At 56.8% G+C, this 20,486-nt stretch carries 14 protein-coding genes; 6 read left to right on the forward strand and 8 right to left on the reverse strand.

Features of this window, described 5'->3' with window-relative positions; genetic code table 11:
* Window positions 1-11: 11 nt before the first annotated feature.
* Complete coding sequence (locus K1Y02_07095) at window positions 12-1,130, reverse strand: hypothetical protein (GenBank protein ID MBX7256112.1); 1,119 nt, start codon at window positions 1,128-1,130, stop codon at window positions 12-14.
* 191 nt (window positions 1,131-1,321) lie between these two features.
* Between K1Y02_07095 and K1Y02_07100 the strand changes: the two genes are divergently transcribed.
* Window positions 1,322-2,845, forward strand: coding sequence for a sugar isomerase (locus K1Y02_07100; protein MBX7256113.1), 1,524 nt, complete (start codon window positions 1,322-1,324; stop codon window positions 2,843-2,845).
* Window positions 2,846-2,849: 4 nt separating this feature from the next.
* Window positions 2,850-4,124 carry a glycoside hydrolase gene (locus tag K1Y02_07105; GenBank protein ID MBX7256114.1) on the forward strand — a complete coding sequence of 425 codons (1,275 nt, stop codon included), beginning with the start codon at window positions 2,850-2,852 and terminating at the stop codon, window positions 4,122-4,124.
* Here K1Y02_07105 and K1Y02_07110 read toward each other — a convergent pair.
* Window positions 4,121-5,179: a Gfo/Idh/MocA family oxidoreductase gene (locus K1Y02_07110; GenBank protein MBX7256115.1), complete on the reverse strand. Its 1,059-nt coding sequence runs from the start codon at window positions 5,177-5,179 to the stop codon at window positions 4,121-4,123. The two genes, K1Y02_07105 and K1Y02_07110, sit on opposite strands and share 4 nt — an antisense overlap.
* A gap of 139 nt (window positions 5,180-5,318) precedes the next feature.
* Between K1Y02_07110 and K1Y02_07115 the strand changes: the two genes are divergently transcribed.
* The gene (locus tag K1Y02_07115; GenBank protein MBX7256116.1) at window positions 5,319-7,748 is read left to right on the forward strand and encodes a hypothetical protein; all 2,430 of its coding nucleotides are present in this window, start codon (window positions 5,319-5,321) and stop codon (window positions 7,746-7,748) included.
* Window positions 7,749-7,756: 8 nt separating this feature from the next.
* Here the strand turns inward: K1Y02_07115 and K1Y02_07120 are convergent, their stop codons facing one another.
* From K1Y02_07120 to K1Y02_07130, 3 genes are all read right to left on the reverse strand, one after another.
* Window positions 7,757-8,716 (reverse strand): hypothetical protein, encoded by a 960-nt coding sequence (locus K1Y02_07120; GenBank protein MBX7256117.1) that lies wholly within the window; start codon window positions 8,714-8,716, stop codon window positions 7,757-7,759.
* A gap of 98 nt (window positions 8,717-8,814) precedes the next feature.
* Complete coding sequence (locus K1Y02_07125; protein ID MBX7256118.1) at window positions 8,815-10,851, reverse strand: methyl-accepting chemotaxis protein; 2,037 nt, start codon at window positions 10,849-10,851, stop codon at window positions 8,815-8,817.
* A gap of 383 nt (window positions 10,852-11,234) precedes the next feature.
* Window positions 11,235-12,638, reverse strand: a complete 1,404-nt coding sequence (locus K1Y02_07130; GenBank protein ID MBX7256119.1) for a sulfatase-like hydrolase/transferase — start codon at window positions 12,636-12,638, stop codon at window positions 11,235-11,237.
* Window positions 12,639-12,780: 142 nt separating this feature from the next.
* On the opposite strand from K1Y02_07130, the gene K1Y02_07135 reads away from it, so the two are divergent.
* Both K1Y02_07135 and K1Y02_07140 read left to right on the forward strand, forming a co-directional pair.
* Window positions 12,781-13,758, forward strand: coding sequence for a GNAT family N-acetyltransferase (locus K1Y02_07135; protein MBX7256120.1), 978 nt, complete (start codon window positions 12,781-12,783; stop codon window positions 13,756-13,758).
* 196 nt (window positions 13,759-13,954) lie between these two features.
* Window positions 13,955-14,755, forward strand: coding sequence for a phytanoyl-CoA dioxygenase family protein (locus K1Y02_07140; protein ID MBX7256121.1), 801 nt, complete (start codon window positions 13,955-13,957; stop codon window positions 14,753-14,755).
* Between the two features lie 33 nt (window positions 14,756-14,788).
* On the opposite strand, the gene K1Y02_07145 is transcribed toward K1Y02_07140, so the two are convergent.
* On the reverse strand, window positions 14,789-15,532 hold the full coding sequence (locus tag K1Y02_07145; GenBank protein MBX7256122.1) for a DUF1559 domain-containing protein: 744 nt from the start codon (window positions 15,530-15,532) through the stop codon (window positions 14,789-14,791).
* Between the two features lie 18 nt (window positions 15,533-15,550).
* On the reverse strand, window positions 15,551-17,869 hold the full coding sequence (locus K1Y02_07150) for a hypothetical protein (protein ID MBX7256123.1): 2,319 nt from the start codon (window positions 17,867-17,869) through the stop codon (window positions 15,551-15,553).
* Between the two features lie 792 nt (window positions 17,870-18,661).
* Between K1Y02_07150 and K1Y02_07155 the strand changes: the two genes are divergently transcribed.
* On the forward strand, window positions 18,662-19,459 hold the full coding sequence (locus K1Y02_07155; protein ID MBX7256124.1) for a hypothetical protein: 798 nt from the start codon (window positions 18,662-18,664) through the stop codon (window positions 19,457-19,459).
* Window positions 19,460-19,580: 121 nt separating this feature from the next.
* Here the strand turns inward: K1Y02_07155 and K1Y02_07160 are convergent.
* The coding region (locus K1Y02_07160) for a DUF1559 domain-containing protein (protein ID MBX7256125.1) at window positions 19,581-20,486 on the reverse strand (906 nt) is incomplete at its 5' end.

The raw sequence follows: 20,486 nt of genomic DNA on the forward strand, positions 1-20,486 counted from the left end.
GGTGCGCGGCGCTATCGCAACGCGCGCTCACTGCTGACTCGGCGGCAGACGTCAATGAGGCCCGTCACCTTGTCGTCAGGAGTGCCACTTTCGATGTCGGCGGCAACGATATCGCAGGGACCCAGTTCGTGGCCAATTCGGCTCATTTCCTCGTAGAGTTCGTCATACGAGCGCACGGCAAGGTCGGTCGGGCGGTACATTACCGCGCGACGCGCGTGCGGAAATAGCGCGCGGACCTTGGGCAGATCCGAATCCACACCCATGTCCACATAGCCGACATTCGGCACTTCGGCATAGGCGTCTATGTACGGATCGACACTCCACGCGCAGTTGTGAATACCTATACTGCCAAAGGCTTCCGCAATGCGAATATCGAATGGAAGCAGTAGCTCGCGATAGTGGTCCGAAGAGACCAGATTCACCAGACAGTTGCTTACGGTGAAGAATTCTACATTGAATCCGGTTGCACGCTGGCGAGCATGCAGGCGTTTGGCGGCGTCGATCATTGTTGCGCAGACGCATTCGAAGAGACGGCGGCATCGGGCCGGATCGATCAGTAGATCCAGAAACAGCGGTTCTCCGCGCAACCGGTGTGCGTTGTTGAGGATGCCTTGCCAATTCATGAAGCCTGTGACGGTCCCCTCTTCCCTTGCGATCCAGTCGACTTGATCCATTAGCCCCTGAAAGACGGGACTCGAATCGAGATCCGGAGGTTCCAAGGTGTCTATTGCATCGTCATTCAACAGCAGGTGCTCTGCGACGGGCCATTGATCGTCCTCGTAACGGATCGACGCACCATAGATGGCCGCGACCGTACAAGCGCCATAGGTACCGGTCAACAGATCGAGAGGGCCATCCTCCTCGCATCCCCCGATGTTTGCTTCGGGGAACCGTTTCCGGAGTTCCGCCCTCATGGCGCGAACCGATTCGCGGCGGTATGCCGGGTCGGTGTGCCAACACTCGCCAAAGGAAATGCCAAGCGCATCGCGATACCACTTGGGCGTGAAGCCAATCTCGGGCCGCAGGAAGGACTCGTTACCCAGCGCTTTCCGGCGCGTCGCCGGGGCGCCGGGTGCAATGTAACTGCGTAATTGGGGCGCCCCAGTAGCCTTGGTCTTGTCTTGTGCCATGCACGACATCCTTTGTTGTGAACGCTCCGCGTTCCCCTGCGCTTCATACCAAAGTTGCACGCCAGAGCGTAATCGTCAGGTATTAGGCTTTGCCGAAATATTAGGATCTTGACGAATTGTATCCCATCGACGATCATAGAGGTAGGGGAGTCTTGAATCGACCGCTCGCACCACAGTAGGGGGATACAGCCATGTGTTGTCGTTGCATCACGCGTCGCGAATTCCTGGGAACAACTTCCGCACTGGCGGCCGGGGCGGCACTTCTTATGCCGATGACCGCAACGGCCGCAACGCCCTCGGGGTGGACCGAAGACCAGTGGGACCCTGCGCGGCCGCTCATGACCATCGGAAAGCCACTGCGGGTGCAGCCGATCCTCATGTACCGCGTCGCGCAGCGTAAGGAGATGACGTCGTGGAAGTCGTGGAGCAACATCCAGGATGACGCTTCGGCCAAGGAAGAAGCCGCGCGTATCACGCAGGAGCTAAAAGACCTGACCGCGCGCGCGGGGTTCCCGATGGAGATTCTGCCGGTTGCTTGTGTCACCACACCGGAGCAGGCGGCAGCGGCGCACGCAGTCGGCGCAGACGCGACAATCGTGTATCCGGCGACGGGTTCCGGGAAGCTGCTCAATGCCTGTATTCCGGATGCAGGCGCCATTGTGTTCGTGCGGCACAAGTCCGGGCCGGTGTACTACTGGTACGAAGCCCTGAGCGTGGAATACCTCCGCACCGAGAAGAATCCCACGGACACGACAAAGCGCGCCTCTATTGATGACGTCGTTGTGGACGACCAGGACGAATTGCTGTGGCGTTTGAGATCCTTGTTCGCTGCGCACAATTTCACGGGGGCGCGCGTAGTGGCCCTGGGTGGTCCCGCGGGCAAGTACGCAGGCGATGCGCCGGCAGTGGCGCGTGAACGTTATAAGATGGATCTGATTGATGTCTCATACGATGATTTGAGTAAGCGCCTTTCCGCGGCGTTTGCTGACGAAAAGGCCATGCAATGCGCGCGAAAGTGGACCGATCAGTACTTGGCCATACCGGGAACAACCTTGGACACGGACCGGGAGTTCCTGGTCAATGGCTTTATTCTCTACGGCATCTTCAAACAGATCATGCAGGAGAATGACACTCAACTCTTCACCATCAAAGAGTGCATGAGCACGATTATGCCGATGTCCAAGACCACCGCGTGCCTGACCCTGGCGCTCCTTAACGACGAGGGATACGTGGCCTTCTGCGAATCGGATTTTGTTGTGATCCCGGCAGGCATTCTGCTTCGGTATGTCTCAGGCAAGCCGGTGTTCATGCACAACTCGACCTTCCCCCACAAGGCGGTCGTCACATGCGCGCACTGCACGGGTCCGCGCCGCATGGACGGCGAGCACTACGACCCGACGCGATTGGTGACTCATTACGAGTCCGAGTACGGCGTGGCGCCCAAAGTCGACATACCCGTCGGACAAGAGGTCACGTTTATCGACCCCGAGTTCACGACGGGCCGTTGGGTAGGAATAAAGGGTACCGTTGAGGCGAACCCGTTCTATGAGATCTGCCGTTCGCAGCAAGATGTGCGCATTCAGGGTAATTGGAAGAAGTTGCTGAGCGAAGTGCGTGACTCGCATTGGATGATGGCTTACGGGGATCACCTGGATGCCGTAGGATATGCCGCCAAACGAATCGGTATTACGTGGGACAACATTTCCGAGGCATAACAAAATGAAACTATTGAAAGTCTTGCTGGTCGCGCTGGCGCTATCGTTATCCGGCGCGGCCCAATGGCAACCTCATGAAGTCCAACTGCTAAACGGCGCGGAGGTCATTTCCGTTCCGGCGCAATTCCAGATTGTAACCGAAAGCTGGAACCGCGTTGTGGCGGTGCCCTATATCGCATATATACCGGAAAAGGACCGGGTGCTGATGTTGATAAGCTGCGATTATCCGCATCAGGCGATGGTGCTGTATAGCGACGACCACGGAGCGACTTGGTCGAATCCCGAGTTCGTTCATCTCGGGGCCGATGGCAAGCCCGACACCGGAATGGGAGTCGGCCTAACCTATATCGGCGACGGCAAGGTCTTGCTCGCCGCCGGACGGCGCTGGCTCTCTAAAGACTTCGGAAAGACATGGGAAGACCTCGGCGCAATGCCGACCATGCCAGATGGTTCGGCCTGGAATGTATGGGATCCGATTTTCGTCGACCGGGATCCTGAGACCAAGGCTGTCAAGCGGTTGCTTGAAACAGGCTACAGCATGGATACCGCTCGCTGGGAATCCAATGGCGGTCCGGGCTATTCGAAAGGCCATATCCATACCAGCCTGGACGAAGGGCGCACCTGGGTGGACACGGTGAAGGTTCCCGAATGGGATGGGGCCAGCGAAATCACGATCATCCGGGCCGCGAATCGCGACTTGGTGGCCGCGTGCCGTACCGACAAGCCTGTGTCGATGAACGAAGTCCTGGATCACTACGAGGGGCTCGCCGTTTCTATCTCCAAGGACGATGGAAAGACGTGGTCTGCATTGAACCGGCTCTTCGCGTGGGGCAGGCACCACCCCTCATTGGTTCTCCTGGCTGACGGAACACTGGTGATGACCTACGTTGTGCGCAAGGGTTATACCGACGCGGCGGACGGCCTGCCGCGGTTCGCGGTGGAAGCGATTGTCAGCAAGGACAACGGGCAGTCCTGGGATCTCGACCACCGATACGTGTTGCATTGGTGGAAAGGGAATCAGACGGGACAGAACAGTTGGTGGGCAAGCAGCCAGGCGACATCGACACTGCTGATGCCGGATGGTTCGCTTCTCACCGTTTTCGGAACGGGGTACCGAAGTGGGGAAAAGGACAAGGGCGTGGCTGCTCCGCGTGACGTGGGCATGGTCTCTTGGCGGTTATCGGAGAAGTCCTTGGATTCCACGGACACGATTACGAAAGCGCCGTGGGAATCCGATGGTCGCAATGTCTTCGACCCGAAGATTCTGAAAACGCGCTAAGCCTGCATGCCTGAAGCCTGCAGGATCGTTTTCTGCACGGCGAGGTCATGCTCTTTCGAGTAGGTGAACTTCCTTTCTCCACGAATGCCCGCCGCCAGATCCGCGAAATCAAGGACATGGCGCTCCAAGTCGGGAAATGGAATCGTGTGCTCGCCGCGCTTGTACTCCGAAACATCCCGGCGTAATGCCAAGCGCACAGCCGGTGGCTCTAGCGGCGACAGAATGATAGAACCGTTCGTACCGGCCACTTTGAAACGTCTCGCCGAGAATGCATTCGGCTCCAGCGCAGAAGTCTCGATACTGACAATTGCCTTGGGATACTCGAGAACGGCCACGGCACTGTCTGTAAGCCCATCGTTGAGAGCGCTGGCATGGCGAACAAACGGCGTGACTTTTGACGGCGGGCCTAACAGAAGGTGCACCATATCGAGAAGATGGCAACCCAACTCCAGCATGATACCTCCCGGGTACACGGCAACGCGCTCCCGTTTCTCCGGCGTCAGGTCGGTGCACATGCTGCCGTGAATCGAGTAGACGTCACCGAGCCACCCTTCCTTCAGCGCGCGCCGAATGAAGTCAAAACCGGGATTGTAGCGAAACATGTACCCCATCTGGAGAAGCAACTCTCGCTTGGCCGCTGCGTCAAGAAGCTGCTGGAACTCCTCCAGCGACGCTCCGGCAGGCTTGTCCAAGTGGATGTGCTTTCCGGCATCAACTGCGGACCGCGCCAGAGGAAGCAGACGCGGGACAGCGCTCTCTACAGCAATCATGCGCACATCGGGGTTCTTCAATAACTCATCGTGTGTCAGCCAGCGAGTGTCTTTCAATCGCGGGTTCGCCGCGAAGACCTGCCGAACGGATTCGTCCGGCTCACAAATACCTACGAGCTCAAAGTCAGGTGACTTACTCAAAACACTGAAGACATCCAGGCCGTGAGCGTGGTCTATGCCCAGAATCCCGCAGGGGATACGGCCAGACGCAGCCGTCGCTTTGGCCGCCAACGAAAGGGACGCTGATCCCGCAACTGCTACCTTAATGAAATCGCGCCGATTCATGATTGCCTCCAGGTTCTCTCGCGTCCGCGTGCGGCTCTGAAATTCGCCACCTGACCAGGAACATCATATCCTGTATACTCTCTTCAGGCGAACAGGGGGAACTGTTCTCCATCCGGCTCCAATGGGTTGGAGGTGCGTTATGTCGCTGCCAAGGATTGCCTCGCTTGTAGCAATCGGCTTCGCGTTGTCTACATGTGCATTGGGAAGCGAGTTCGATGACTTGCAGGCAGACATCGCGCGCCACACCAACGGCCTTACCGATTCCGCGAGATTGGCCCGCGAAGCCCTTGAGCCGTCCGCGCTCATTTTGGACACCGACCGCGATCCACTCGATATTGTACTCCGGCGCACGCAAGCGCTCCTGGACGATCTTCTGGTTATGCCCAAGCACCCGGACCTTGCGAACGAAAGCGATACGCTCTCGGCCTTGCGAAAGAAAAGCCAATCGGTCTTGCCGGGCGACCCCGCGCGTCGAGTCCTGTTCGATGAAGCATGCGCGCTACGACGCGGTATCGCTTTTTCCAATCCCTTGCTCGATTTCTCTGATGTACTGTTTCTAAAGCATGATCGTGCGACGTACCAGCACATGGTCGACCAGTACTTTGGATTCCGCGCCGTTCCGGGAGGCGGAGTCTTTGTGTTGCAGAACGCCTTCGCGGAGTCACCGAGTGTGCGCAATGTGCTTGCGGATTCTGTTGTAGAGAGCGGCCGCCTCAAGGGCCAATCGCTGGACAAGGGGTCGTTCATCTCGCTTGAACTCAGCTACGATGCAAGACGTGTTCTATTCGCGTGGACCCAAGCGGCCGTTCCCGTTGAACCCACGGATCTGACACCACACAAGGACCTGTGGACACCCGAAAGCACATATCACATTTTCGCCGCGAACCTCGACGGTACGGGACTGACTCAATTAACCGACGGGGCTTGGAATGATTTCGATCCCTGTTTCCTTCCAAACGGCCGCATCTGCTTCATCTCGGAACGCCGAGGCGGGTTTCTCCGCTGTGGCGTGCGCCCAGACCCGACCTATACCCTTCATTCCATGCGCGCCGACGGCTCCGACATCATTCCGCTCAGTTATCATGAAACCCACGAGTGGCATCCCAGCGTAAACAACGACGGCATGATCGTGTACTCGCGTTGGGACTATGTGGACCGCGACAGCGACATTGCGCACCACCTGTGGCTGACGTTTCCAGATGGCCGTGACCCGCGCTCGTTTCACGGCAATTATCCGGCCGTGCGCGAATCACGTCCATGGATGGAACTTTCGATCCGGGCTGTGCCCAACGCGCACACCTATGTAGCTACGTCGACTCCGCACCACGGTCAGAACTACGGATCGTTGGTGCTGATCGACATGCGAGGACCTGACGACCGATCGATGTCCCAGATTCGGCGTATTACACCCGAGGTGGCGCTGCCGGAAGCGGAGACGGCTCCCGGCGTGCCGGGCAAGCTCCACGGCGGCAAAAACACGGCGAATGCTGAGGTGTATGGAACCGCGTGGCCGTTGAGCGAGAAGTACTACCTGTGCGTTTATGACCTTGGCCAGAAGAACTATGGCCTCTATCTTCTGGATGCGTTTGGGAATCGCGAATTGCTTTATCGAGATCCTGCGATGGCGTGTCTCGATCCCATCCCACTGCGACCGCGGCCTCTGCCGCCCGTGATCCCCACACGAACGCGGCAGGCAATCGAAGATCGTGAAGACCCGGTTGGAAGCGGACATTTTGCCGATCTCGAGTCCACCGGTCGCGTCGCGATCATGAACATCTACGAGAGCGAACTCCCCTGGCCAGAAGGGACGAAGATCTCCGCGTTGCGCATCATACAGCTCTTCCCGAAGACAACACCTGCCGCAAACGAACCGAAGATCGGATTCGGCGAGCAATCGCTCGCACGCGGTGTTTTGGGAACAGTTCCCGTGGAGGCGGACGGTTCCGTGTTTTGCGAAGTACCTGCCGGTGTTCCGTTCTACTTTCAGGCTTTGGATGAGGAGGGGCGCGCCGTCCAGACCATGCGGTCCGATACCTATGTTCACCCCGGAGAGACACTCTCCTGTGTTGGTTGTCACGAGCCGAAGAAGCAGGCACCACGGAACCCGACGCCGCTTGCCATGCAAAAAGCGCCTGCCAGCCTGATTCCACCGCCCGATGGCGCCTATCCCCTGCTCTTCTCGCGTCTGGTGCAGCCCGTTTTGGATAGGCAGTGCACGGAGTGCCACGCAAAATACGAGAAAGCGCCTAAACTCGATGGCAAGACCTTTGGTGAGTTCGGGTGGTCTACCGCATATCACGAGATCGCACCATTCGGATGGGCGAAGCACGGAGGGAATGGTGCGCTGGCCAAGAACGAGACCTCCTATTCAATCCCTGGCAAGGTGGGCGCGCGGGCTTCGAAGCTGCTGGAGATACTCAAAGATGACGCCCACAAAGAGGCCAAGTTCACGAAAGATGACCTTGCGCGACTTACGCTCTGGCTCGACTGCAATAGTGTCTTTTACGGAGACTATCTAGAAACGGAGAAGCAGGCACGCGGCGAGTCCGTGATGCCGAAAATCTTCTAGTCCAAAGCTCAGTTCTTGTCGAAGAATCGTTCCAGCAGTTCGCGCGGAGTGCCATCGAATTCCGCCCACTGCAAATCGCCCGCGAGGTGCTGATCGCCGCCGGTGTAGTAGACAATGGTCCTGCCTTTCCACGCGCAGAGTTCCGCGTCGGACGCGTTACACTCACGGATTTCAGGAGGCCGCAATGGGTGCACCGTATTCTTGGGATTGAACGTAACGAACGGGCGAGACTCAGGCGCGTCTTCCCAATGCACCAGGTCCTTTGAACGCGTGACACGTGTCTCGTACTTGCCTTCACCCAATGACTGCAAATAGAGCGTGTAGTAATAGCTGCCTTCGTAGTAGAGCGCGGGACCTCCAACGTATTTGTCCGTTCCGTAAAGTCCATCGGGAACCGGCTGCCAGTTTATTAGGTCGTCTGAGCGGAAGTACTTGAACGTGAATGCAGGCCACCGGGGATCGTTGGATTCGACCAGAAGCACAAAACCTTCGTCGCCGCGGCATACAGAGACATTGAAGAATTTCTCATCGGGCGCGGCGCGCAAGACAACGACAGGCTTCGTCCAGTTGACGAGATCCTTGCTGGAGACCATCTCGATTGCCGTGATATTCCACTTTTCGCCCTTCCCCCAGTTTCCGGCAAACACGAACACTTCACCGTTGTGTACGAAGGCCATCCCCAACCCGTGGCCGACTAGAGGAACAGAGACTATCGAGTCCGCGTCGACGTCACGGATGCGCACTTCGTCATGCTGTGTGTGGCTGCCGTCCGTGCTACCGGGGAATTCCCACTGCTTTTGCCAATTCTCAAGGAGATAGAGACGTTCATTGAATACAAAGGGCGTCACTTCAACGAGCGGCGAGTTGAGTTTGCCCTTGTACACCAGAGGATTAGTCCATTTCTGTTCTTGCCCCCAAGCACACGATATCAGCAGGGCAATCGCGAATAGTCGTGCCATATACATCATTGTGGTTTTGCTCCTGTTATATGGAGAGAGGGGAATTCGCGGCCCCGGACTCCTCCACTCCCGATAATGGACTAGAGTAACAGAAGCCAGCAGGGCAACTAGAACGATTCGCTATCGTCATCCAATGGTATAACGTCGTGGGGATGCCGAACACCTGCTTTATCTGGGAGTTTGTGTTCGATGCGCGCGTGTGCTACGCGGCGTTCCTGTGGCTTTGCAGCACTTTTCGCCGATGGCTTCGCGGTTTCCCTTCCTTTGACTTGCCACATCGTGCCGCCACCGTGTTTCCGCTCATTGCTGCCGTTTTCTCTCACTTTGGAACCGCCGACAAGCACGGCAAGATCGGTGACCACGTCATTGAGTGAATCGGCCTGCGCGGAAAGCTCTTCAGATGCACTTGCAGCCTCTTCTGAACTCGACGCATTCGATTGGGTGACTTTGTCGATATCGGAAATCGCGATGTTAATATGCTCCATGCCTTGCGCCTGCTCACGGCTGGCGTCGGAAATCTCGTTGATCAATTGATGAACCTTCTGGGATTGCTCCAATAGACGTTCCAGTATCTCCTTCACTTCACCCGAGACGCTTACCCCACTTTCCGCATTCTTGATAGACTCATCGATAAGGGCTGCGGTGGAGCGAGCCGCTTCTGCACTGCGCTGAGCAAGGTTCCGCACCTCTTCGGCCACGACCGCGAAGCCTTTCCCCGCCTCGCCGGCACGAGCGGCTTCAACTGCGGCATTGAGCGCCAGAAGGTTTGTCTGGAAAGCGATTTCGTCGATGACTCTCAGGATCTTTGCCGTCTCGTCCGAGGAAGTCCGAATCCTCCTGATGGCCTCCGTCATACGTTGCGTCGCGTCGCGTCCCCGTTCGGCATTCTCCTGCGTTTCCCGGTACATTTCTCTGACTTGGTTCGTGTTGTCGGCACTTTGCCTAGTCATGCTCGACATTTCTTGAAGTGATGCCGATGTCTCTTCAAGACCCGACGCTTGGCGGCCAGCCCCTTCTGCGATCTGTTGGCTGGATTGCGCGACTTGCGATGCTGCCGACGCAAGTTGCTGGCTTCCGGACATAAGGGCCGTGATGATGCGATTAATCGGTTTTGTGATGGACCCCGTGAGTACAAGTCCGATAGTGAGTGAAAGAGCGGCTCCCAATACGGTGACTATGAACATGAGATATTTAGTCCATATCGCCTCCGCATCCGCTTCCTGCGCGACTTGCATGGCAGCTCCATTGTCCAACTCCACAATCTTCCGCAGCAGCTCGCGGGCTTTGTCATGGTCCTGATCCAACGGACCTGAAACCTGAGCACGAAGCTTGTTCGAGATTTCGCTAGCCGCAGCAACTTCATCGGCTATCGCGCCGAAACCATCCGGACCAAACATGGCCGTAAGTGTTGGTGCAAGTTCGGCAGAGAGGGCAGCCTGCGCCTGCGCTTGATTGCCCGCCTCCAGCAACGCCTTGATGGAATCAAGAGTCGCATGGAACTTTGCGTGCTGAGGCGTAATGTTGCTTAGACCGTCCAACACTATCCTGTTTGAAGTGCCGGGGTTCTTGGCCAAGGCGTCAAAAGAACACGATATTGGCCCCGCGTTAGACGGAGGCGTCTGCCCGTGCGACAACAAAGCTAATTGGCAAAACATGGCGTAGTGGTCAGCTCGAATTGTCTGAATCTCTGCCTTAAGCCCACCGGTATCAATGATGTCGCGCGCTTCGAAATCAGCGAGTTCTTTTTCGAACTCCAGGCAGTCCGCCTTCCATTTTTCCAGGGCTGCATGCAATTCTTCAGCCACTTCCTTCTCCCCTTCTTCCATCGGGAGAGACATGTAGCGTTTCTGAGCGTCATCGAGTTCCTGATAGGCCTCTGCCAGTTCATCATGCGCATGCTTGCGGGCATCGCCGCGTATGTCGCGCGCCAGCAGTTTTCTTTGGACGGCACTTGCGGATTCCAGGCGGCCGTGCATAATCAACTCGTTGGTCACGCTAGGCAATAGCGTCAATCCCACTTCGTCCAGGTACCCGCCGAGAACTTCAACACTTCGGGTTCCGGTTATCCCCACGAGAACTGACACACCTGAGACCATGAGAAAAGCGCCGACGAGCTTGACGGAGAGCTTTGCGTTCTTCAACATACGAATACCCCTTTGCAGTACATACTTCACTTTGTGCATTTGCCACGCTTACAGCACTAACGAAATGCAAAGTAAAAGCGACCATCTGCCAAGTATTGCCGTTGAATACCGGCCGGACGATGAATCCGTCGACGATATTTCTGAAGAAATGGCTGCCACCAGAAGACCAATGGCGGCGCCTTGCAGCTACCAATGTGACTTCATACTAAAGACTATCGTGATTTTGCGCAACAATATTGTGGATAGCATGGATATCATACACAACTTAGCACTAGATAGCCTAATATCTGCTAATATACAACACGCCCTTTCACGATGGATTTCGACACGGATAACCTGCAAATTCCGCGACGGTTTCTCCGATCGCGCCGAACGGACTCAGATTAGACGGTCGGTCGAGCAGTCGCGTACCACGCGTCGTGTGCTTGTAGCAGTTCCTGCAACTTCTCGGGGTGGGATTCGGCGAGGTTGGTACGCTCACCTGGATCGTCTGCGAGGTTGGCGAGGAATAGTCCGTCGACCTGGACAACGTGCTTCCCGTCTGACGTATCCAGCGCATCGCAAAGCAGCTTCCAGTCACCTTTCCGGACCGCCCAGCGACCCCCACTTTTGGCTTCCCCCACGAACCAATGGAGTTCGTCGTGAGGCGTCGGCTCTTGGTCGGCTCGGATCATCTTGACGAGAGAACGGCCATCGATATCGTTGGATAGCAAGGGGACTCCGCAGAGTTCCGCAATGGTAGGCAGCCAATCGCAGCCATGAGCAACCTGCCTGCGGACTGACCCTTCGGGAATTCTTCCTGGCCAGCTAATGACGGCGGGAACGCGGATCCCGCCTTCGAACAGGCTGAATTTGGCGCCCCGATAGGGGCCGGCACTGCCCCCCCCGAAGTGGGCGCGTTCCTCCGTTGAATGGCCGTTGTCGGCTTGATAGATAACGATCGTGTCGTTCCGCAAACCCAGTGCATCTACCTTCGCCAAGAGAGCTCCAATTCGTTCGTCCAGCGTGGATAGGAACGACGCGTACAGATTGCGCGGATATGAGGCACCCGCTTTGGCGTAAACGTCTTGCCACTCCGGTTCACCCTGGTACGGATAGTGCGGCGCATTGGGCGCGAAATAGATAAAGAAAGGCTCATCGCGATGGGCCTCCATGAACTGCCCAGCTTCTTCGACCATTAAATCCATGAAGAACCGGCCATTCTCGAAGATTTCTTTGCCATTTCTGTATAGGTCGTGCCGGTTGGGACCGCTCCAATAGAAGAAGTGCGAGTAGCTGTCAATGCATCCGCTCATGTGTCCAAATGAATAGTCAAAGCCTTGTGCATTTGGATTTGACTCGGAGTCTGCACCAAGGTGCCATTTTCCGATATGTGCCGTGGCATAACCGGCGGCCTTAAGCGTCTCCGCGAGGGTTACTTGTGCACCGGGCAGTCCTTTTTCACCGACGTTGTTGGGTACTCCCGCGCGAAGCGGATAACGGCCCGTGAGCGCGCCCGCGCGCGACGGCGAGCAAACCGGAGACGGCGCATAGAATTGCGTGAACCGAGTCCCTTTCGCGGCAAGCGCTTCGACGTTCGCCATATACAGGTCGCTTGAACCGACACTGGGGAGATCTACAGACCCTTGGTCGTCCGTGTAGATGAGAATCACGTTGGGTTTTCGCGAGGGAGCGGCGGACACCATCGGCGCAATCGTGCAAAGGAGTCCTGCGGTGGCAGCAGAAGACAGGAACTGCCTGCGCGAAAGTAACGTCGTTGGCTTTCGCAGAATCTTGGAATCCCTCATGCCCTATCCCCTTTTTCGAACGTCGACTCCGTCGCACTCACTACGAGACTGACACCGCAGATTGAAAACCACACTCCTGTCATGCACCATGTCGCCGCTTAGCGGGCGCGCTACTCGCCCTGGCTGCAAGAAGGAATCGATTATGACACAGGACGCCCCATGCGTGAACCCTGGCCGGCCTTCGGTTAAGGTCCGCGGACTGCATGAAAGTGAAATCGAAGAATCGGACCGCATTATGCGGTTGGCGTTTGGTACCTTCCTGGGCTTGCCGGATCCCATGCAATTTGCGGGTGACGCAGGATACGCACGCGGACGGTGGCTGAACTGTCCGGAAACTTGTTTTGCGGCAGAACTCGACGGTCAACTGGTGGGTACTTGCTTTGCCTCGCGTTGGGGTAGCGTTGGTTACTTCGGTCCGATCACGACCCTTCCATCGGTATGGGACAAAGGTATAGGCCAGCGCCTCATGGCTCCCGCCATCGAAGCGCTCGACGCGCGCGGCGTTCGCCACATTGGACTATTCACCTTTCCTCACAGCGCAAAACATGCGGTGCTCTACGAACGTTTTGGATTCTGGCCGCGCTTTCTGACGCGCATCATGACGCGCCCCGCACGAACAGCCGTCAGCCCCCCGCAGTGCGTACGCTTTTCTGATATTCCGGAAGCGGAACGCGATACCTATCTCGCTGCATGTCGTGAAGCGACAAGCCTTCTGTTCGAGGGACTGGACCTTTCGGGAGATATCCGTCACGTCCACAAGAACGTATTGGGCGAAACTCTGCTGGTCTTGGAAAAGGACAGGGTGGCCGGTTTCGCTATGTGCCATCAAGGCGCAGGTACAGAAGCCGGCAGCCGGGCGTGTCTTGTCAAATTTGCTACGGTGCGGTCCGACTCAAACAAACACGAGAATCTGGGTCTTCTATTGGGTGCGTGCGAGGCCTATGCCTCAGAACGAGGCGCAGCGGTCGTCACGGTCAGCGCCAATACCGCCTGCAATGAAGTGTGCAAGTATCTTAAAAGCAACGGATTCCGAATCGAAATCCAGGGCGTCGCGATGCAACGTCCAAACGAGCCGGGCTACTACCACCCAGAGAACTTCGTACTGGACGATTGGCGCTAAGTGTTGCGCAATTTCGATATGTAATGACGTTTTATCGCGTTGCCGAGACCGAGATAATTGACCAAACCTATCCGTAGCCACCGTGGAATAAGCTGTTTCGTTGCTTGGTTTAGGTGTGATATACTCATTTCCGGCTGAAGGCAATCCTGGGTAAAGACGCGCACCGCGACTCGACAGAGCGCTGGGAGGATAAACGGTGTCAGAAGTTGTAATTACATTAAGTCCAGACCAAATCGAGTTCTACCACCGAGAGGGTTACCTGTCTATTCCGGCAATCACCTCCCCCGAAGAAGTAGCGCAGATTCGCGAAATCTATGACCGCTTGTTCTCACAACGTGCGGGGCGCGACGAGGGTAACCAATTCGACCTCGCGGGCACGGATGACGATGGCAAAGAGGCCTCCCTCCCGCAGATTCTCATGCCGGTGAAGTATGCTCCTGAGTTGGAGCATACCCAGCTTCGGCGTAACGCTCTTGCAATTGCCAGGCAACTCCTGGGTGAAGACGCCGTGCATCAGGGCGAGCACGCGATCATGAAACCGCCCCGGCACGGCGCAGTGACTCCGTGGCATCAAGACGAGGCCTATTGGGACGGCAGCCTTGACTACAATTCACTGAGCATTTGGATCCCCCTGCAGCCTGCAACGGTTGAGAATGGCTGCATGCATTTCATTCCTGGCAGTCATCGTGCGGAGGTTCGCCCGCACCACACCATTAACAACGATCCGCGCATTCACGGATTGGAGGTGGATGAACTGGATGACTCGACGGCGGTGGCGTGCCCCATTCCGGCGGGCGGCGCTACGATTCACCCTTCGCGGACGTTCCATTATGCGGGGCCCAATACGACAGACCAGCCGCGCCGCGCGTACATCCTTGGATTTGGGACACCGCCCGTGAAGCGGACCGCTCCGCGTGACTTCTACTGGAATACGGCTAAGAAGACGTCACGCGAGGCACGCGCTGCAGCATTCGCCGACCAGACCACAAAGAGCTGAGTGAATTATCCCTGCATGCGCGCAGGAACCAGTTCAATCTCCGTAGCAGTAGCTAGGCATTCTTGGCAGCACGCTGCCAAAGGTCTCCGCGCACACGCGCGTGGCGGGAAACCAGCTTGAGTCGTTGTAGGCAGAGTAGTTCACAAACTCGACGTGACCGTCCATGTGCAACACGTTGATGCCGAGCGGAGTATGAGAAAACTCGTCGTCATACTCGGAGACACGGTCCCACATGACAGGAATCCCGGCCTGTCCTCCGCATAGAACACGTCCGCTGCCCTGCCAGACAGGCACGTCGAGCTCCAAATCCCTGTTCTCCGGTGTCCAGTCTCTGGACTGCGATTCAAATAGCGCCCAAGCCTCCTCATCACTGCACATCGCCGAACCTGTGTAGGTGTAGAACAGCGACGACACGCACGAGGAATCCGGCACACCCCTTTCACCTCGCATGGAACTGAAGTCATTCGAGAGGACAAATGGGCTGTCCGGGCAGATCAATATGGAAAGGTCGGAGAGGTATTCTGGGTATAAGTAGCCCGTATCGGGGATCCAATTGTCAGGAATCGGGCTTCTGGAAGGCCACATCTCGCCCTTTGATTCGTTGGAGTACATCTTGCAGACAATACCCATTTGTTTCAGGTTGGCTTGACAGGAACTGCGGCGTGAGGCTTCGCGCGCGCGCCCGAAATATGGCAAGGCAAGTAGGACCGTCACGACAAGAACGATTGTCAGACCTCCGAACTCAAGCAGGAATCGGCCAAGTGTGTACTTTCGCATGACGCTAACTCTCCGTGTCTACCCGGCGACTGACGTGGCTTGCTTTCGAACAAACAAATAGGGACGTATCTTCTGGATCGTGGGAACGAGTAGGCACAACAGGGCGAACAAAGCGCCGATGTAACAAAACGTCAAGGCGAACGGAGCGAAACGCTGCAGCACAATGCCCGCGACCGCGAGAAGGAGCGTAGCCAGCACACTGACCGACCATCGCCGCGCGCGCAGCACTATGCGACCTGCCATCAGAACAAGCGCGAATCCCACCGCGAAGACAGCGGCATCTCGTCCGACCGAAATGGCACGGCCAATCCACGAAGGCGTTGTCTGCAGCGCAAGCTGAAGTCTCTGTCCCTGGGCTACGAGGACTCGCTCAAAACAATACCGGACACCGTCCGTTGGGATATCGATCGCTACGGGCAAGACACCGGTAACTGTCGCCGCGGCGGGGACAGCTCCCACTTGCTCGGGCGTAAGCGGCGCACCCTTGTACCGTTCCGGGTTGCCTCCTGCGGACGCGGCAGGATTATTGATGTCCGACATGAAGAAACGCTCAATGCCTTCGCGGAGGCGGTAGACATGTTCCTTCTTCGTGGCGGCACGAGGTCGCGCGCGCGAGACCCGATCGGGACTATCGAGCAGCATTGCCTGCACGATTGGTTTCAGATCGCCGGTGCTGCTGTAGAGGGAGCGTGTCTGAGGAAGCATAACCTCCCAGAAGACTTGCCCGGCCAAGATATCCACGGCGGGAGCCGTCAATTCGGCCGCATGTTTCAGCCCCTTTGGTGGAGCAATACGCTGCATGTACACAATTTCAACCGGGAAGGAGTCCAGCCTTCTGTTCACCTCCACAGACTTGAACAGAGGGATCACAATATCGCCGGATGCGGCATCGCGTCCCGGCTTGACTACCTGATCGGATACCCTGGTAGACCAGACTTCAGCACTCTTGTCCAAGGACACTCGCAAGAACTGCCGGACACTGTTGCGGACTTCATAGACGGCGCGAGTGACAGCCATACCGTCGTCGGTGACAAGCGTCGTGAGCATGGCGACTTCGATGCTCGAATCGGGGACCGCAACGTCCGCCAAGCGCCGGACATCGACAGCCAAAACACGTGAGCCTTCCCCGGGTCGAAACGCGAGCAGAAGCGGATTCGTGGAAATGCTTCGGAGCTCCGTGGGCAATTCGCCGACATCGAGACGGCTGTAGCCTTCGATTGTGTTGCTGGGCTGTATTTCGATGTTCCCGCGTGCTGCGACTCCGACGTATCCCGTGCCGCGCACGACGTCTAGCACACGCACCTCCGGAATGACCGCAAGCTCACCCTTGTAGGGAGCCTCGAAGGTGATTTCCAGGGTGTACGTGTCCTCAACTCTGTGATTGGCAGTAATATCGACTCGAGTGAGGTTTTCCGGCATTGGAGTTTGCGACCAGGCGGTGGTTGCGGCATTGTTTTTGTCGGACGCCTGAGTCTCGACGCTGAGAATCGACGCCGACGCGGGAATGGCTATAGCAAAGCTGTCGACTCCACCCCGCATGACGGTGTATCTCAACACGGACTTGCAGGAGACAGCGTCTTCCATGACCGTGGCGAGCGTAAACGTGTTGCACGCAACACGCGGTTCCGGAGGCGGCTGCACCTCGGCCTGCTGCGCCGGCAGCGTCCAGTTCACGGAAATACTCGACGTCCGCGGAAAGGCAAGCTTCGTTTCCAAAGCGGAGTCTGTAACAGTGCTGGAGACGTTTGCGGCATTGGTTGCGGAGACAATCGCGTCCTTCTGCGCAATTCGCAGACTCATCGTCGTGAGTGCGCTCTCCGCACACGAGAACTCGAATGAACTGACTCCCTCGTTGGACGCCACATTGGTGTAGAAAGTCGACTTGAATACATGCTCACCCGCACTTCTCACCAGGAGTGTCAGCCAACCTTCCCGGTCGCCGAGCAGCGATACGGGATCTCCGTCGAGGCTTACTGAGACAGGTGCGACCGCAGCGCCAATGACGGGAATGCGCACCCACGAGTCTGTTGCCCAAACCTGAAGCTTCATCGTGAGGTCCACTTGCAGCGCATTCCGCTCCAAAGCCTGCGCGGAATACTCGGCCTCCGCGATGCTGTACGGTACGGGGGCTTCTGGCTCTTTCTTAGGCTTTCTCAGCTCCTCCAACTGCCTCTTGGCCTGTTCCACCGCGTCCAGCATGCCGCGGAATTCGTTCCACGGGATTTGCATGGTACTGGTTGGAAGACTAGGCACCTGAAGAGCCGGAGGCGGCGAAGGAGGGGCTGCGTTGTCGGCAGCGACAAGTGAGGCAATTGTAAGTAGCATGGCATAAACCATGTGATAACCCTCCTCTTTGTTCATTTTGGACTGACTGCCGCTAGCGCGGTAAAGCACATAACAGACGTCGATGCCACGGTGCGCTTCAACTGGCTCCAACTTCCCATTACGCCCGGTCAGGCGAATGGTTCATTTTGTTCGCGTCGTTAAGCTGGGGAATATAGAAGATTGGCAATTGACAGAATGCTGAGGTAGCGCTATTTTACAGTTGCAGTAGGTCTATGCACGGGCGTGACACTCTATGGGCTAAAGCGAATCCGCGGTGCCCCCGAGTCTCTACAGGCAAAGTTGTATTCCATTTTCTGATGAGCCGCTTCTTGCCTCGTTTTGGTGTTTCCAAAAGCACTTCTCGAAAGACCGCTCGGTCAGGTTTCGGCGGTTCAGCCACTAATAGACGGGAAACTCAAACCGTCCCATGACGACAAGTCTTGACGGGCCCCATAAAGGCTGACGGGGCAGCATTCTTCAACGGGTCCCGTAAGGAAGGAGGGCAGTAAATCGGACCGATAGGCGTATCGGAGCAACGAATCACGCTTTGGTGGAAGGCATGAGTTCTCCGTCACTAGCCGCAAGGTGCAATTAGGAGAAAAAATCATGAGCAGAAAAGGTTTTACGCTTATTGAGCTATTGGTGGTAATTGCCATCATCGGCATTTTGGCAGCCATTCTGCTTCCGGCACTGGCGCGGGCTCGAGAAGCCGCTCGCAGGGCGTCTTGCCAGAACAACCTCAAGCAATGGGGTTTGGTTTTCAAAATGTACGCCAATGAATCTAAAGGCGAGAAATTCCCCCCCATGTGCAACTTGGCGTACAACTTGTACCCGGGACTTGCCGGCGTAGACGGCCCATCGGTCTACCCGGAGTATCTGACAGACTACCAAATTGCCCGGTGCCCCTCGGACAGCAACGGAAACACCGTATTGAGTCCTGACCTCCCCGAATTCGAAACTGCCGCAGCCGAAATTGCAGCGGGTTTGACTAACGGGACAGTGCTTCCTGCCTGCATGCAGTTGCATGTATCAATGCCCCGTTCTTACTTTTACATGGGCTTTGCCACCGAAACCCCGGCACAGGGACTTGCCGCCGCGCAAGGCTGGTTCAATCAAGCGATTGTGAACATTTCGTGGCTGGCTAATGTGCGTGCACTGGGCCTGGATTGCCCATATGGAACGACAGTGAACTTCCTGACCCGTGATTCGGATTTGGACATCGATTCACTGGTCGGAGCTGGTGCAACTGAAGCGGATGGGAGTCCTGTCCCGGCGACGTTGTACCGGCTCAGGGAGGGGATCGAACGTTTCGTCATCAGTGATATCAACAATCCCGCGGCAAGCGCAAAAGCGCAAAGCGAAATGCCCATCTTGTGGGATGCATGGGGTAACACGCAGAACATGTACGGAGCGACGCCAGCCGATAGCAGCGCGGGCGTGGTGATATTCAATCACGTTCCAGGTGGCTCCAATGTGCTCTACATGGACGGACACGTCCGGTTCTTGAAGCTCAAGGAAGAGTATCCATGTGCCGACGATCCGGAAGGAACATACGGAGAGGACTTCTCTGGATTCTGTGCAGCGGGCGCCGGATACGGATAAATTTCGCGCCTGCCATTGATCATCTAGTGGCCCCCGCGCGCTTGCGACTTGCTGGAGCGTGGGGGCATCGGACTAATCCTGGAACGAGCAGCCGGGACTGGGTCAATCGAGACACGCAGCGTCAATTGGTCTGAGTGAGAATTTCACGGACACTCTCCAAGACAGGGAATGCCTCGTTCTCCTTGACAAAACCAACGTGTCCATCCATATACAGAACATTTGCCCCGGTAAATTCCCTCTGTCTGGACTTATAGTCGACGGATTCTACGAGGACGGGTATAGACGATTGCGCATTAGCCGAAGCTGCGGGGTTGTTTATATCGCTAATGAAGAAGCGTTCAACCCCTTCCCGTAAACGGTACACCGGTTTGCCGGAGGCATCCACCTCGCTCTTCATGTCAAGGCTTGCCATGCGCCGCCGGTCCTCGGCAATGGCGCGAACCTCTTCGACGGAATCGGCCGCATAACCCGTATACGTGTAGCTGCGTGCGGCTATTCGCGTCATCGCTTCCCAATCGATCGGCTGCGTACTGGCCAGACGCTTGAGTTCATCCACAAGTTTTCCTGCATCTGGAAGCGACGGATTGACCAGAATGGATAGGTCGCTGAGGTACTTGGGGTAGACGGAAGCGATATCAAACATCCATACACCTTCATAGGGGGACAAGGGCGGATACACTTCTCCTTTCGATTCGTTGGCATACATCTTGAACACCATGCCCAACTGCTTCAGGTTATTCGTGCTGCTTGCTCTTCTGGCGGCTTCACGTGAACGGCTCACCATCGGAAGCACTGCGGCCGTAATGATTAGAATCGTGGCCGCAAGGGCCGCCAATCGGATTGCATACCGCTGGAATGACGACGGTCTCTGGTCGGGCACTGCTACCTTGTGGAGACGATCCAAGATGGCGGCGGAAAGATCGCGCGAGGGAGCCTCGGGTTCAAGCACGTCGAGGAGAGCGAGGGCGTGTTGCTCGCGGACAAGCGCCTCCTGCCATTCGGAAGACTCCGCCAGGTTTCGGCGGAC

The sequence above is a fragment of the Candidatus Hydrogenedentota bacterium genome, assembly GCA_019695095.1.
Lineage (GTDB): Bacteria > Hydrogenedentota > Hydrogenedentia > Hydrogenedentales > SLHB01 > JAIBAQ01.

Excerpts from the sequence above, each read along its gene's own strand:
- K1Y02_07095 (MBX7256112.1), bottom strand. The coding sequence starts at position 1,130 with ATGGCACAAGACAAGACCAAGGCTACTGGGGCGCCCCAATTACGCAGT.
- K1Y02_07100 (MBX7256113.1), top strand. The coding sequence starts at position 1,322 with ATGTGTTGTCGTTGCATCACGCGTCGCGAATTCCTGGGAACAACTTCC.
- K1Y02_07105 (MBX7256114.1), top strand. The coding sequence starts at position 2,850 with ATGAAACTATTGAAAGTCTTGCTGGTCGCGCTGGCGCTATCGTTATCC.
- K1Y02_07110 (MBX7256115.1), bottom strand. The coding sequence starts at position 5,179 with ATGAATCGGCGCGATTTCATTAAGGTAGCAGTTGCGGGATCAGCGTCC.
- K1Y02_07115 (MBX7256116.1), top strand. The coding sequence starts at position 5,319 with ATGTCGCTGCCAAGGATTGCCTCGCTTGTAGCAATCGGCTTCGCGTTG.
- K1Y02_07120 (MBX7256117.1), bottom strand. The coding sequence starts at position 8,716 with ATGATGTATATGGCACGACTATTCGCGATTGCCCTGCTGATATCGTGT.
- K1Y02_07125 (MBX7256118.1), bottom strand. The coding sequence starts at position 10,851 with ATGTTGAAGAACGCAAAGCTCTCCGTCAAGCTCGTCGGCGCTTTTCTC.
- K1Y02_07130 (MBX7256119.1), bottom strand. The coding sequence starts at position 12,638 with ATGAGGGATTCCAAGATTCTGCGAAAGCCAACGACGTTACTTTCGCGC.
- K1Y02_07135 (MBX7256120.1), top strand. The coding sequence starts at position 12,781 with ATGACACAGGACGCCCCATGCGTGAACCCTGGCCGGCCTTCGGTTAAG.
- K1Y02_07145 (MBX7256122.1), bottom strand. The coding sequence starts at position 15,532 with ATGCGAAAGTACACACTTGGCCGATTCCTGCTTGAGTTCGGAGGTCTG.
- K1Y02_07150 (MBX7256123.1), bottom strand. The coding sequence starts at position 17,869 with ATGGTTTATGCCATGCTACTTACAATTGCCTCACTTGTCGCTGCCGAC.
- K1Y02_07155 (MBX7256124.1), top strand. The coding sequence starts at position 18,662 with ATGTGCAACTTGGCGTACAACTTGTACCCGGGACTTGCCGGCGTAGAC.